10 protein-coding genes and 1 pseudogene are annotated in these 14,338 nt (G+C 70.3%); 8 read left to right on the top strand and 3 right to left on the bottom strand.

Annotation, left to right across the window (positions count from 1 at the left end; all coding sequences use genetic code 11):
* From IMZ11_RS21320 to IMZ11_RS21310, 3 genes and pseudogenes are all read left to right on the top strand, one after another.
* Positions 1-376: pseudogene (locus IMZ11_RS21320) on the top strand (acyl dehydratase); the annotation flags it as partial.
* A 279-nt stretch (positions 377-655) separates the two neighbouring features.
* A complete protein-coding gene (locus IMZ11_RS21315) occupies positions 656-1,387 on the top strand; it encodes a TetR/AcrR family transcriptional regulator (RefSeq protein ID WP_228644121.1) in 732 nt (243 codons plus the stop codon).
* A gap of 19 nt (positions 1,388-1,406) precedes the next feature.
* Positions 1,407-2,669 (top strand): cytochrome P450, encoded by a 1,263-nt coding sequence (locus IMZ11_RS21310; RefSeq protein WP_228644120.1) that lies wholly within the window; start codon positions 1,407-1,409, stop codon positions 2,667-2,669.
* Between the two features lie 99 nt (positions 2,670-2,768).
* On the opposite strand, the gene IMZ11_RS21305 is transcribed toward IMZ11_RS21310, so the two are convergent.
* From IMZ11_RS21305 to IMZ11_RS21295, 3 genes are all read right to left on the bottom strand, one after another.
* Complete coding sequence (locus IMZ11_RS21305) at positions 2,769-3,797, bottom strand: aminoglycoside phosphotransferase family protein (protein ID WP_228644119.1); 1,029 nt, start codon at positions 3,795-3,797, stop codon at positions 2,769-2,771.
* A 729-nt stretch (positions 3,798-4,526) separates the two neighbouring features.
* A complete protein-coding gene (locus tag IMZ11_RS21300; RefSeq protein WP_228644118.1) occupies positions 4,527-5,159 on the bottom strand; it encodes an HAD family phosphatase in 633 nt (210 codons plus the stop codon).
* Between the two features lie 228 nt (positions 5,160-5,387).
* Positions 5,388-6,236 (bottom strand): IclR family transcriptional regulator, encoded by an 849-nt coding sequence (locus tag IMZ11_RS21295; RefSeq protein WP_228644117.1) that lies wholly within the window; start codon positions 6,234-6,236, stop codon positions 5,388-5,390.
* A 268-nt stretch (positions 6,237-6,504) separates the two neighbouring features.
* Here IMZ11_RS21295 and IMZ11_RS21290 point away from each other — a divergent pair, with 268 nt between their 5' ends.
* The 5 genes from IMZ11_RS21290 (at position 6,505) to IMZ11_RS21270 (ending at position 14,320) form a co-directional block, all read left to right on the top strand.
* Positions 6,505-7,599: a polyprenyl synthetase family protein gene (locus IMZ11_RS21290; protein ID WP_228644116.1), complete on the top strand. Its 1,095-nt coding sequence runs from the start codon at positions 6,505-6,507 to the stop codon at positions 7,597-7,599.
* Positions 7,600-7,765: 166 nt separating this feature from the next.
* Positions 7,766-9,196, top strand: a complete 1,431-nt coding sequence (locus IMZ11_RS21285) for a family 2B encapsulin nanocompartment shell protein (protein ID WP_374462473.1) — start codon at positions 7,766-7,768, stop codon at positions 9,194-9,196.
* A gap of 15 nt (positions 9,197-9,211) precedes the next feature.
* The gene (locus tag IMZ11_RS21280) at positions 9,212-11,527 is read left to right on the top strand and encodes a germacradienol/geosmin synthase (protein WP_228644114.1); all 2,316 of its coding nucleotides are present in this window, start codon (positions 9,212-9,214) and stop codon (positions 11,525-11,527) included.
* Between the two features lie 4 nt (positions 11,528-11,531).
* Positions 11,532-12,908 (top strand): family 2B encapsulin nanocompartment shell protein, encoded by a 1,377-nt coding sequence (locus IMZ11_RS21275; protein WP_228644113.1) that lies wholly within the window; start codon positions 11,532-11,534, stop codon positions 12,906-12,908.
* 581 nt (positions 12,909-13,489) lie between these two features.
* Positions 13,490-14,320, top strand: a complete 831-nt coding sequence (locus IMZ11_RS21270; RefSeq protein WP_228644112.1) for a nitroreductase/quinone reductase family protein — start codon at positions 13,490-13,492, stop codon at positions 14,318-14,320.
* Positions 14,321-14,338: the final 18 nt, after the last annotated feature.

Raw genomic sequence — 14,338 nt, 5'->3', positions numbered from 1 at the left:
GGTGGGCGGGGGAGACGTCGTGTCCAGCGCCCCGGAGCTGGCCAGGCTCACCGTGAACGTGGCACAGGTACATCACGACGTGGGCGCCGCCGGAGGCTCGGGCCGCCTGGTGTACGGCGGGCACACCATCGGCCTCGCGCTGTCCCAGGCCGCCCGGGCGCTGCCGAACCTGGTCACGGTCGTGGCCTGGCACGGCTGCGACCACGTCGGCCCCGTCCACGAAGGGGACACGCTTTCCAGCGAGGTCGTCGTGGAACGCCGCACTCCGCTGCCCGGCGGTGGTGGCCTGCTCCATCTCCGCTCGCTGGTCGGCGTGGTGGGGGACGGTGAGCCGAGGGTCGTCCTCGACTGGAGGTTCGTCGCCGTCATGGCGTAGGAACGCCGGGGGCCGCGGCGGCGTCCCGCCGTCACCTCGGCCGACTGGCCTGCCGATGGCGTGCTCTATGCGACGCGACGCGCCGCCGTACCCGCAAGAGGTTCTCCCGCCAGAGGACGGGCATTGCCCGCCGGCCCCCTGCGGCGTACGTTTGACTCGATGACCGGATTCTTCATCTCGGTCATGGCACGCAAGGGGAAACGCGGCGGGCGCCCCTGAGCCGCGCCGTGCCGGAGGCGCGGCGAGAAGCACGAGCGGTGAGGAAGGACAGCGAGGATCGTGACGCACGCGGGTCTCGGGGCGATGAGTCCGGCCGAAGAGGAGCGTGACCGGCGGGCGGAGCGGATCCTCGACGCCGCCGGCGAGTTGCTGGTCGCCTGGGGGTATCCCCGTATCACCGTCGGAGACGTCGCCCGCCGCGCAGGCATCGGCAAGGGCACCGTCTACCTGCACTTCACCACCAAGGAGGTGCTGTTCCTCACCGTGCTGATGCGGGCCCAGCGCCGGATGATCGAGCGCTTCGTCCGGGACGTCCGGGCGGATCCGGCCGCTGTCCTGCTCAGCCGCATCAGTGCTTCCGTCTACCTGTGGGTGCACGAGGACCCGATCGTCCGCGTGATGTTCACCGGTGACATCGAGACCCTGGGCACGCTGAGCAGGAGCGCCGCCGACACCACCGGCGACCTGGTGGAGGCGCGTGAGCGCACGCTCGACGCCTACTTGCGGCTGCTGCGCGAGCACGGCCTGATCAGCGCCGAGCCGTCTCCGGCGGTGCAGCGTCACGCGTACGCGGCGATCATGACCGGATTTTTCCTGATCGAGCCGATGCGGCCGCCCGGCGTCCCGAGCGTCGAGGACAACGCCGGCATGGTCGCCCATGTCGTCCGCTCCGCCTTCGAGATCTCCGACGACCCGGAGGCCACGGCGGCGGTGGCGCCCCGAGTGGTCGATCTCTACCAGAGCCTGCTCGACCGGTTGAACGAGGAGATCAGCAGGCAGAAACGCACCTGACACGCCCGAGGAGGGAATGATGAGCACTCCCAGCACAGTCGGTCCCGTCGACATGATGGACCCCGCGCTGCTGCGCGATCCGTTCGGGGGATACTCGCGGATCCGGGAACAGTCGCCGGTCGCACGTGCCGTGTTCGCGGGCTCGAACACTCCGATCTGGCTGGTCACCCGGTTCGAGGACGTCAAGACCGTGCTGAGCGACCGCCGCTTCGTCAACAACCCGGCCAACGTGCCGGGGGCGGACGTACCCAACCTTCGCGACGAGCTCATCACGGCTCGCGGCATCCCGCGCGAGTACGCCCAGTACGTGCTCGACAGCGTTCTCGACGCCGACGGCGACGACCACATCCGCTTACGCAGGCTGGTCTCGCGCGCCTTCACCGCGCGGCGGGTCTCGGAGCTGCGACCACGTGTCGAGCAGATCACCGAGGACCTCCTCGACCGGCTCCCGGATCTGGCCGAGGACGGCGTCGTCGATCTCATCGAGGGGTTCGCCTACCCGCTGCCGATCACGGTCATCTGCGAGCTGGTCGGCATCCCGGAGGAGGACCGCCCGCGGTGGCACGACTGGGGCAGGTCGCTCGTCGACACGCGTCCCGGAGCGGTGGCCGAACCGCTGCGCGCGATGGTGACCTACATCCAGGACCTGATCGGACGCCGCCGGGCCCGGCCGGACGACGACCTGCTCACCGGGCTGATCCGGGCCCATGACGAGGACGGCGACCGGTTCAGCGACACCGAGATGATCACGATGGTGCTCACCCTGGTCCTCGCCGGACACGAGACCACCGCCCACCTGATCGGCAACGGCACGGTGGCGCTGCTGACCCATCCCGACCAGCTCGCCCTGCTCCGGAGCGATCCGGGATCGGCGCCCCGGGCCGTCCACGAGCTGATGCGGTGGTGCGGGCCCGTGCACGGCACCCGCATCCGGTACGCGGCCGAGGACGTGGAGATCGAGGGAACGCGGATCAGGCGCGGCGAGCCGGTGATGGCCATGCTCGTCTCGGCCAACTACGACCCGCGCCGGTTCGACGACCCCGAACGCCTCGACATCACCCGCGAGCCCGACGGGCGCCGCGAGGTCCACGTCGGGTTCGGGCACGGCCTGCACTACTGCCTCGGCGCCGCACTGGCCCGCCAGGAGGGCGAGGTGGCGTTCGAGGCGCTGGTGCGGCGCTTCCCCGGCCTCGAACTGGCCGTGGCGCCCGACGATCTGGAACGCCAGCTCCTGCCCGGCTCCTGGCGGCTGGCGCGGTTGCCCGTCCGCCTGCGCCTCTGAAGGGCGCGGTGGAACCGCGCGTCGGCCGCCGTGCTCCCACGGGCACGACGGCAGGGCGGGTGTGCTGAAATCCTGGAACGTCCCGGCCCCATCGGAGGCTCACGGGCGGCGTGAGGGGACCGGCCTAAGGGCGGGCCAGCGTTCGAGCATCCGGCTTCGCATCGCTGCGGCGAGGTCGCCGACGCGCGCGAGGTCGGCGCGTCCGGCGGCGGCGTCGCGGACGACGGCGAGGCGGTGCAGCAGTCGTTGCCGGGCGGTGGCGGTGCCCCAGCGCCAGTCGCGCCGTGTCACCCGGGCCAGATGATCCGTTCCGTCGCGGCCGGCGCGCTGGACCAGGGCGTCGCCCCGCAGCAGCCATCCGACGCACGCGTCGGTGAGATCGCCCCGGGCCTCGGTCCCGGTGGCGGCGCGCCAGGCCGTACGGTAGGCCGCCTCCGCGCGGTGCAGCACCGGTCCGGGTGTCGCGGTGACGCACCAGCAGGTCGGAAACCCGATGCGCAGGTAGGCGAGCTCGGCCAGCCCGTTGCCCAACGCCGCCTGCTCGAAGTCGACGAACCGTACCCCGTCACCGGTGTACAGGTCGTTGCCGGGGCAGGGGTCGCCGTGCAGGAGGGAGTCGCCCTCAAGCAGGCCCAGCCTGTTCAACACATCCTCCAGCTCCGCGCGCGCCGTCGGCGGCACCGTGACACGGAGGTCGCCGGCCAGTCTGAGGAAGGCGTCCAGGTCGCCGGGGCCCGGCGGGGACCATCGCGGCAGCGCTCCGGCGTCACTGCTGTTCGCGGAGGCGTGCAGCCGGGCCAGCGCCGCCGCGTAGCGGACCCTCCAGTCCTCGGGCGGATCGCCGCCGTCGAGGTATTCCAGCACCAGGATCCGCGGGCCGGGATCGGTGGCGAGGATCTCGGGAACCAGGGGCGGGTCGGCCCGTGCGGCGAGCCGTAACGCGGTGATCTCCCTCCGGAACCGCAGGTCGGCGTCCGCTTCTCCGACGACCTGCTTGATCACCGCGGTGCTTCCCCCTATCTCGGCACGCCACACACGTGAGCGGGGACTGCTGGTGAGGCGGCGGACGCGGGTCACGGGACCGAGCCTCGCCCGCAGTTCCTCTCCGAACGGGGGCTTCGGTCGCATCGCGTATCCCTTCGCCGTGCTTCTCGTGGCCACGCGCGTTCGCCTCGTGACCCCGCCATGTCTGCCGCGTCCTGCCGCCGGGCGGCGGTGACAGCCGCCGCCTCAATGATCGATCCGGTCGAGTCCATCCGCGAGGCGAACGGGGCACAGCATGCGGACGGCCCACCTGACCGGCGTGAACCGCCTGATCAGATGGGCCGCGCTCGATTCGCCCGAGGTCGCTCCCGGGCCGGCTCACCGCCGTCCTACAGCACCCGCAGGTCCAGGTTCAGGAGGCCGGGAGACTGCGGACCACGTGGCCCCCACGGATGCCGTGGCCACCAGGGTGATCGTGGCCCCCAACCGGGCCGCGGTCCCCAGGGACTCCGGGCCACCGGAACGCAGTCGAACTGCGGGCACGGCGTGGTGAAGCACTGCTTGGGCGACGGTACGCAGACGGTGCCCGGCGGGCACAGCGCTGCGGCGCACGGCGAGCCCGGCAGGCACGCCGTGGACGACACGGACGGTGTGACGCTGGTGCCGACGGCCGCCCACGAAGGCGCCGCCGACAAGGACAGCCCGGCGGCGATGGACGCCGCCACTACGAACCTACGAAGCAATTTCTCCCCCGAACACTATGGAGCCCCCCGGCGATCATGCTCGCACATGGAACGGTCCAATCGGCCCCCGCCGCGCGGGTGACCGGCCACGAAGGGGACGCCCCGGGGTTCTTCCTCAGGGTGGGGACGATCAACCGGACAGCCGGGAGCCGTTCGGCGAAGGGGGCAGTGCCGTCCGCAGATCCGCGAAGTCGCGGTACACGACACCGGTCATGCCGAGCGCCACTGCGCCGGCGACGTTCTCCGCCCGGTCGTCCACGAACAGGCACCGTTCAGGGGCCGCCCCCGCGAGTTCGGCGGCGATCTCATAGATCCGGCGGTCCGGCTTCACGACCCCGACCCGGGCGCTGCTCACCACGGCGTCCGCGAAACCCGCCATCCCCAAACGGTCGAGATCCTCCTCAAGGCGAGTCGTGGCGTTGGTGACCAGCACGACCGGCATCCGCCGCCGCGTCTGGGCCAACAGGTCACGCACCTGCTCGTCGATCCACGCGGGGACCGCGGCGAACTCCTCGACCAGCCGTACGGCGCGTTCGGGCGAGTCCAGGATCTCGGCGAACGCGATGATCAGCGACGCCTCCCACTCCTCGCAGGTGATCTGTCCGAGAGAGGCCGGCCCCATCAACGCCGGGCTCAGCGCGGTCTTCAGGACGGTGCCGGGCGCCAGGCCGTACGCCTGGTCGATCCGCGACTGGACCTTCGGATCGTGGAACCTGAGCACGCCGTCGAAATCGCACAACACGGCGTCGAAAGGTGATGTCACCGGTTCTCCTTGTCAGAGGGACGGCGGTGTCGGAGGGACAGCGGTTCCCGCCGGTGATCACGATGGTCCGCGGCTCGGCGTGGGCTCGGGATGCCCCTCCAGGAGGGTGCCGAGCCGGTCACGGCGGACCAGGTCCCAGCGGAACGGCCGGTGCGGTGTCGTCATCCGGACCATCGTGGCCCAGGCCCCGGCCCGGAGCATCCCGATTTCCGGCGTCCCGGGGAGAAGTCAGAGGAAGGACGCGGGCGGACCGTCGGCGCGGGGCCGGGGCGCCGTCGCGGAGAGTGCCTTGACGATGGTGACGGAGATCGCGTGCGCGGTGCGCTTCACCATCGCGGCGACCTCTCCCGACACGGCGGACGGCGAGGAGCCCGCCACGCTCACCGCCATGCGGATCCTGCCCTCGGCGTCGAACACGGGGGCGGCCGCGCAGACGACGCCCTCGGCGAACTCCTCCCGCGAGTAGGCGACACCGGTGCGGCGGACCACGCGGAGCTCCCGATCGAGCGCGGCGTGCCCGGCGATGGTGCGGCGGGTCATCCGCCGCAGGGTGCCGCGGTCGTGGAAGGCCACGTTGAGCTCGTGATCGAACGCGAGCAGCACCTTGCCGCTCGCGGTGCAGTGCAGGGGCGCGCGGTCCACCTCGTCGGACGGCGAGCTCACCCGGCTGTGCCCGTAGACGCGTTCGACGTAGGCGATCTCCAACCCCCGGGCGACGGCGAGGTTGACCGTCTGCCGGGTCTGCTCATAGAGGCGGATCATGTGCGGCAGGACGATGGGGCGGGTGCCGGGGATCATCCTCGGTCCCGGGCCGGCCAGGGTGACCAGCTGGTCGCCGATGGCGTAGTCGATGCCGATCCGCTGGGTCAACCCCTTGGCGCACAGGACGCCGAGCAGGCGGTACGTCGTCGTCTTGGGCAGGCCGGTCCTCCTGGACAACTCGGCGAGGCTCATCGGCTGGACCGCCGCGCTCAGTGACGTGAGGATCGTGATCGCTTTCTCCAGGCTGCTCGGCGGTTGGGCGGCAGGCAGCTGTCGCGGCAGGGACGAACTCTGATGAGCGATGGTCTGCGGCATTCTTTCGGTGTGCACCTAACGCGCGATGTGAGGGCATGATGCGGGTACGGGATTCGCAAGACCATGATTACCCATGGCAATGGATCACCACACTGCGTATCAAAGATGTTATGGATCGGGATGCCGATCGCCAGGATCCGCATGTCGGGGCGGGGACGGCGGCCCGAGGCCGGCCCGGCGCGTTCCGCTCTCCGGAATGGCACCTTCCGCAGTCTGTAGCCGATCAATAGCTTCCTGTGCATCGGAGCTTCCTTGAGGGGGACGGACGATGACGGTGGAGAGCGACCAGGCGTCGATCGGGCGGACGGCCGGAGAGACGGCGGAGGAGACCGCTCAGCGGATAAGAGCCCTGATCGACCGCCGGCTCGCCGGATTCCTCGACGAGCACGCCGCTCCCGTCGCGGATCCCGAGGTGGCGACGGCCTACCGGCTGCTCCGCCGCTTCATCCTCGGCGGCGGCAAACGGGTGAGGCCCCTCCTGTGCTACTGGGGATGGCGGGGAGCCGGCGGCGAGGACTGCGACCAGATCATCTCGGCGGGATCGGCACTCGAACTCTGCCATGCGGGCCTGCTCATCCACGACGACATCATGGACAGCAGCGATCTGCGCAGGGGCCGCCCCACCATGCACCGCAGCCTCGCCGGCCTGCACCCGGGGATGGCGGCCCGCTCGTTCGGGCAGGCCGCGGCCATCCTGCTCGGCACCCTCACGCTCGCCTGGTCCGACGAACTGCTGTCCGGCAGCGGGGTCGAGCCGTCCCGTCTCAAGGCCGCCCGGGTCCTCTTCGACCGGTTGCGCACCGAGGTGATCGCCGGCCAGTACCTCGATATCCTCGCCCAGGTCCGCGACCTGCCGACGGTGGAGCAGGCGCTCACGGTGGTGCGCTACAAGACGGCCAAGTACACCGTGGAGCGTCCCCTGCAGATCGGCGGGGCGCTGGCCGGCGCGGACCCCTCCCTGCTCGACGTCTACTCCCGGTTCGGCATCCCGCTGGGGGAGGCGTTCCAGCTCCGCGACGACGTGCTGGGCATGTTCGGCGATCCGGCGGAGACCGGCAAACCGGTCCTCGACGACCTCAGGGAAGGGAAGCACACGATCCTCATCGCGCACGCCCTCCAGCACGCCTCGCCGAGCCAGGCGCTCCACCTGAGAACCTGGCACGGCAACGCGGAACTGACCGAGGAACAGGCCGCCGCGCTGCGGCAGATCGTGATCGACACCGGGGCGCTGGCGCACGTCGAGATCATGATCGACGAGCGCGCCCGAGAGGCGCTCCACCTCCTCAGCTCCGCGGCGATCGACGCCGAGGCCAAGGCCGGGCTGGCCATGCTGGCCGACGGCCTCATCCACCGGACCCGCTAGCGCGCCCTCGTCTCCCGGCCCGTGTACGGACCGTCCCGGCCACGCCGTGCGGTGATCCGGCGCGGTGATCCGGTGCGGTGGCGCGCCGCCCGCGACCCCACCCGACGCGAAATCCCTCGCCGCGCCGGGGAGACCCCGATGTCTCCTCGCCGCGCGTTTCGCGAGCATGCCCAGGAAACCCGACAGAGAACAGGTGGTTCACGTCATGACGGAAACCGTTTCCTCGAACGAGCAGCCGCAGCTGAGCCTCGGCACCGCCGCCGCGCGGAACCTGGCGACGACGACCAAGTCGGCGCCGCAGATGCAGGAGATCACCTCGCGGCACCTGCTCCGGGTCCTTCCCTGGGTGCAGGTGATCGGGGGCGCGTACCGGGTCAACCGGCGGCTCAGCTACGCGGTGGGTGACGGGCGGATCACGTTCGTCTCCACCGGCGCGGACATCCGTGTCATCCCGGCCGAGCTGTGCGAGCTGCCCACGCTGCGCCGGTTCGACGACGGCGACGTACTGGAGGCCCTCGCCGGGCGGTTCACCCAGCGGGAGTTCGAGCCCGGCGAGGTGATCGTCAGCGCGGGCACACCGGCGGACCGGGTGGTCCTGATCGCGCACGGGAAGGTGAACAAGCTCGCGACCGGTGCGTACGGAAGCGAGATGGTCGCCGAGGTCCTGGCCGACGGCGACCACTTCGGCGACCGGACCCTGACCGAGGACGGGGCCGTGTGGGACTTCACCGCGAAGGCCATCACCCCGTGTACGGCGCTGATCCTGTCGCGTGGATCGTTCCAGGAGGTCGCCGCCCTGTCGCCGGAGCTGCGGTCGTACCTGGAGAACAGGGAGACGGGCGAGACCAGGGCCGTCAACGCCCACGGCGAGGCGGAGATCGAGCTGGCCGCGGGTCATGTGGGGGAGGTGGCGCTGCCGGGGACGTTCGTGGACTACGAGGCGGAGCCTCGGGAGTACGAGTTGAGTGTGGCGCAGACGATCCTGCGGATTCACACGCGGGTGGCGGATCTGTACAACGAGCCGATGAACCAGACCGAGCAGCAGTTGCGGTTGACGATCGAGGCGTTGCGGGAGCGGCAGGAGTACGAGCTGGTCAACAACCGGGAGTTCGGGTTGTTGTACAACGCGGATCTGGGGCAGCGCATCCACACCCGCTCCGGCCCGCCCACCCCCGACGACATGGACGCGCTGCTCGCCAAGGTCTGGAAGGAGCCGGGGTACATCCTGGCGCACCCGCGGGCCATCGCCGCCTTCGCGCGTGAGTGCAACAGCCGCGGCATCTACCCGCAGAGCACCGAGCTGAACGGGAACAAGGTCCCGGCCTGGCGCGGGGTGCCGATCCTGCCCTGCAACAAGATCCCCGTCAGCGACCGCGGGGTGAGTTCGATCCTGGCGATGCGGACGGGCGAGGCCAACCAGGGCGTCATCGGCCTGCACCGCACGGGGCTGCCGGACGAGTACCAGCCGGGCGTTTCTGTCCGGTTCATGGGGATCAACGACAAGGCGATCATCTCGTACCTGGTCACCCTCTACTACTCCGCCGCGGTCCTGGTCCCGGACGCTCTCGGTGTTCTCGAGAGCGTCGAGATCGGCTAGCGAAGAAGGCGGACGATGCAACCCTTTGAGCTTCCCGACTTCTACGTGCCGTACCCGGCCAGACTGAACCCGCATCTGGACGGCGCGCGCACGCACACGAAGGAATGGGCCCAGGACATGGGCATGCTCGACCCCGGGCTCGGCGTCTGGGACGAGCAACTGCTCGACTCCATGGACTACGGGCTGATGTGCGCCTACACCCATCCCGACGCCTCCGCCGCCGAACTGGACCTCATCACGGACTGGTACGTGTGGGTGTTCTTCTTCGACGACCACTTCCTGGAGGTCTACAAGCGCGGCCGGGACACGGACGGCGCCAAGGAGTACCTCGACCGGCTGCCGGCCTTCATGCCGGTGCACGACACGGCGGACATGCCCGAGCCGGTCAACCCCGTGGAACGCGGCCTCGCCGACCTGTGGCGCCGTACGGTGCCCGGGATGTCCATGGACTGGCGGGACAGGTTCGTCGAGAGCACCAGGAACCTGCTGAACGAGTCGCTGTGGGAGCTGTCCAACATCGACGCGGGCCGGGTCGCCAACCCGATGGAGTACATCGAGATGCGGCGCAGGGTCGGCGGCGCCCCCTGGTCGGCGAACCTGGTGGAGCACGCGGTGGGCGCCGAGATCCCCGCGCGCGTCTCCCGCACCCGGCCGATGCACGTGCTCAGGGACACGTTCTCCGACGCGGTGCACCTGCGCAACGACATCTTCTCCTACCAGCGGGAGGTCGAGGAGGAGGGCGAGCTCAGCAACGGGATCCTGGTGTTCGAGAAGTTCTTCGACTATGGGACCCAGGAGGCGGCGGACGCCGTCAACGACCTGCTGACCTCCCGGTTGCACCAGTTCGAGAACACGACGCTCACCGAGTTGTCCCCGCTCTTCGAGGAGCACGCCCTCGACCCGGCGGAGCGGCTGGCCGTCCTCGCGTACGTCAAGGGCCTGCAGGACTGGCAGTCCGGCGGGCACGAGTGGCACATGCGCTCCAGCCGCTACATGAACGGGTCCGCCGGGGGCGCCGGGTCCGCCCCGGCCGCCGGTCCCGTGCCCGGTGGTTCGGGGCTCGGTGGTCCGGTGCTCGGCGGGCCCACCGGGCTCGGCACCGCGTCCGCGCAGCTCAGGCTCGCCGCCGGCCTACGCGGGCCGGGCGGGGCCAGGAGCTTCACCCATGTCCCGTACCGGCGGGTCGAGCCGCTGCCGAGGGACGGCATCGACCTGCCGTACCCCGTGCGGCTCAACCCGCACCTCGACACCGCGCGCAGGGAGAGCGTGGAATGGGCGGCGCGCATGGGCTTCCACGACCCGCTCCCGAACGTTCCCGGCCCCGGGTTGTGGACCGCCCGGCAGAACAAGGGCTTCGACTTCGCCCTCTGCTCGGCCAGGATCGATCCCGATATCTCCGCGTCCGAGCTGACGTTGTCGGCGGAGTGGCTCACCTGGGGGACCTATGCCGACGACTACTTCCCCGTGGTCTTCGGCCCCACCGGTGACATGACGGGCGCGCGGACGTTCAACGAGCGGTTGTCCGCGTTCATGCCGCTGGATCTCGGCGTCATTCCCGCGCCGGCGAATCCGGTGGAACTCGCCCTGGGTGACCTGTGGGCCCGTACGGCGGCCGCCATGTCCATGACCGCCCGGCGGATGTTCCGTACGGCGGTGGAGAGCATGACGGAGAGCTGGCTGTGGGAGCTGGCGAATCACATGCAGAACCGGATCCCGGATCCGGTCGACTACATGGAGATGCGGCGCAGGACCTTCGGGTCGGACCTCACCAGGGCGCTGAACCGGCCGGTCAGCGAGCTGCGGGTGCCCTCTGAGATCTATCAGAGCCGCACCATGCTCGGGCTGGAGAACGCGACCGCCGACGTCGGCTGCCTGATCAACGACGTCTACTCCTACCAGAAGGAGATCCAGTACGAGGGGGAGTTGCACAACTGCGTCCTGGTCGTGCAGGACTTCTTCGACTGCGACGCGCGGCGGGCACTCGGCGTCGTCACCGACCTGATCGCCTCGCGGCTGCGGCAGTTCGAGCATCTCGTCGCGGTCGAGCTGCCCGTCCTGTTCGACGACTACGACCTGGACGAGGGGGCGAGGAAGGCGCTCACCGCGTACGTGGCGGGTCTTTCGGACTGGATGTCCGCGATCCAGGTCTGGCATGAGGGGACCCGGCGCTACGAGGAGTCCGAGCTGGCGTACCCGAGAGTGAGAGGCGCCCTGCTCGACGGCCCCGCCGGGGTCGCCACCGGGGCACTGCCCCTTGGCCCGACGGGACTCGGCACCGCCGCCGCGCGGGTCCTCACCCTGCTGGGCGCGGCGCGGGGATCGGTGGTGTGAGCCGATGACCTCCGACGACCAGCCGCGGCTGAGCCTCGGCACCGCCGCCGCGCGGAACCTGGCGACGACGACCAAGTCGGCGCCGCAGATGCGGGAGATCACCTCCCGGCACCTGCTCCGAGTGCTTCCCTGGGTGCAGGTGAAAGGCGGCACGTACCGGCTCAACCGGCGCCTGACCCACAGGCCGGGCGCGGGACGCGTCATGTTCACCTCGGCGGACGCGCTGACCAGGATCGTCCCCGTGACACTGGGGGAGCTGCCCGCGCTGCGCGGGTTCGCGGACCTCACGATCCTGGACGCGCTGGCCGACCGCTTCGTCCAGCGGGACCTGGCACCCGGCCAGGTTCTCGTCTCCGCGGGGGACCCGGTGGATCGGATGATCCTCATCGCGTACGGCCGGGTGGACGTGGCGGCCGTCGGCGAGCACGGGCGCTCCCGGCTGCTCGGCGTGCTGGCCGACGGCGACCACCTCGGCGCGCAGGCGCTGTCCGGCGCGCCGATGAACTGGGGGTTCACGGCGACGGCGGGCACCGCCTGCACCGTGCTGAGCCTGCCCCTGGACGCGTTCCAGGAGCTGCTCGACCGTTCCGAGCCGCTCCGGGATCACCTGGGGCGGTTCGCGGCCCGCTCCCGAGCCCGGCAGACCAAGCACGGCGAGGCGGAGATCGGGCTGGCCGCGGGTCATGTGGGGGAGGTGGCGCTGCCGGGGACGTTCGTGGACTACGAGGCGGAGCCTCGGGAGTACGAGTTGAGTGTGGCGCAGACGATCCTGCGGATTCACACGCGGGTGGCGGATCTGTACAACGAGCCGATGAACCAGACCGAGCAGCAGTTGCGGTTGACGATCGAGGCGTTGCGGGAGCGGCAGGAGTACGAGCTGGTCAACAACCGGGAGTTCGGGTTGTTGTACAACGCGGATCTGGGGCAGCGCATCCACACCCGCTCCGGCCCGCCGACCCCCGACGACCTCGACGAACTGCTCTGCCGGCGGAGGAAGTCGCACTGCTTCGTGGCCCACCCCCAGGCCATCGCCGCCTTCGCCCGGCAGTGCAACAGCAGGGGCGTCTACCCCGATTCCGTCCAGGCCGGGGAATCCATGGTCTTGGCCTGGAGAGGGGTGCCGATCCTGCCCTGCGACAAGATCCCGATCAGCCGCCGGGGGCTCAGCTCGATCATCGTCATGCGGGTGGGGGAGGAGGACCAGGGGGTGATCGGGCTGCACCGCACCGGGCTGCCGGACGAGTACCAGCCGGGCGTTTCGGTCCGGTGCACGGGCATCGACGAGAAGGCCATCGCCTCCTATCTCGTCAGTGCCTACTATTCGGCGGCCGTTCTCGTCCCCGACGCGATCGGCGTGCTCGACAGCGTCGAGGTCGCGTAACGGCGGGGTGGCCGGGAAGACGCGGGGCGCCGGGTGCGGACACTCACCCGGCGCCCCGCATCGGCGTGGGCGTGCCGTGCCGTACGGGATGGGGTTCGGGCGGGAATCGACCCCGTCGCCGTGAGCGTGAATGTCACCGCGTCGGCGGTCGCGGAATCGCCGCCTGGTATGACGTTCTCATCATGCCGGCGGGAAATACGATTTTGCCTATGCGGGTTCATGGCACTAGGGTGTCATTGTGACTGCCGGGTCGGCCATGGGCCATAAGCGAGTGAGGCACCCGGCCACGGCGTGAGGGCCGGGCGGGCGAGAGGCCCGCCGTTCTTTTATCCGCGCTTTTTCGCGCGATTTCTCCTGCATGCTCGGCGGTGTCGAGCGCCGCCGATTTCGCGAGCCGCTCGTTCATCGAAGCGATCCGGCCGGCCTATCGCCGATCCGATCGTTAATTCAAAGCGGTTTCCCGTAGTTTCGCACCACGGCCCCGAGTTCGTTCCGTGGTGCTTTCCTGCCGCCCTGTCAGGCGGTTATTCGTCATGCCCGCGAACGTCCGCGGCAGCACCGATCCGGAGAAGAAACAAAGAATGCCGAACGATTTCAACCGACAGATCATCGAGGAGTTCCGCGCCAATGGAGGCCGGGTCGGCGGTCCTTTCGAGGGAGCCCGGTTGCTCCTGTTGACCACCACGGGAGCGCGGTCCGGCGCGCCGCACACGACCCCGGTCGGCTACCTTCCCGACGGCGGCGAACGAATCCTGGTCATCGCCTCGGCCGGTGGCGCGCCGAACCATCCGGCCTGGTTCCACAACCTGGTGGCCAACCCTCTGGTCACGGTCGAGGACGGCGTCTTCACCTATGAGGCGCAGGCCGCCGTACTGGAGGGGGCCGAACGCGACCGCGTCTTCGCCCGCGCGGTCGAGGCCGATGCCGGGTGGGCCGACTACCAGGCAAGGACGACGCGCGTCATCCCCGTGGTCGCTCTTGAGGCGGTCGCGGGCGGACCGCCGAACGCGGCGTCGTGGGGTGCGGCTCTCAAGCAGGTCCACGACGCGTTCCGGCGGGAGTTCGCTCTGATCCGCAAGGAGATCGCGGAGTCGGGTCCCGGGCTCGGCGCCCAGCTCCGGCTGAACTGCCTGACCCTGTGTCAGGGACTGCACAACCACCACACCGGTGAGGACGCGGGGATCTTCCGGCCCCTCGCCGGGCGCCATCCGGAACTCGCCCCGACCCTGGACCGGCTGCGCCGGGAACACCAGAAGGTCGCGGACCTCCTCGCCTCCCTGCAGGAGGTCATCTCTCGTGACGGCGTGGATCCCCTGGTGGTGCTCGCCGAAGTCGAGCGGCTCACGGAGGAGGTCGAAAAGCACCTGGACTACGAGGAAGAGCAGCTGATCCCGATCCTCGACGCTCCCTGAGTGGGGCGCCCGGCCGCG

The sequence above is a fragment of the Microtetraspora sp. AC03309 genome (genome assembly GCF_020826795.1).
Taxonomy (GTDB): domain Bacteria; phylum Actinomycetota; class Actinomycetes; order Streptosporangiales; family Streptosporangiaceae; genus Microtetraspora; species Microtetraspora glauca.
This window is presented reverse-complemented; position numbering and strand designations above follow the sequence as displayed.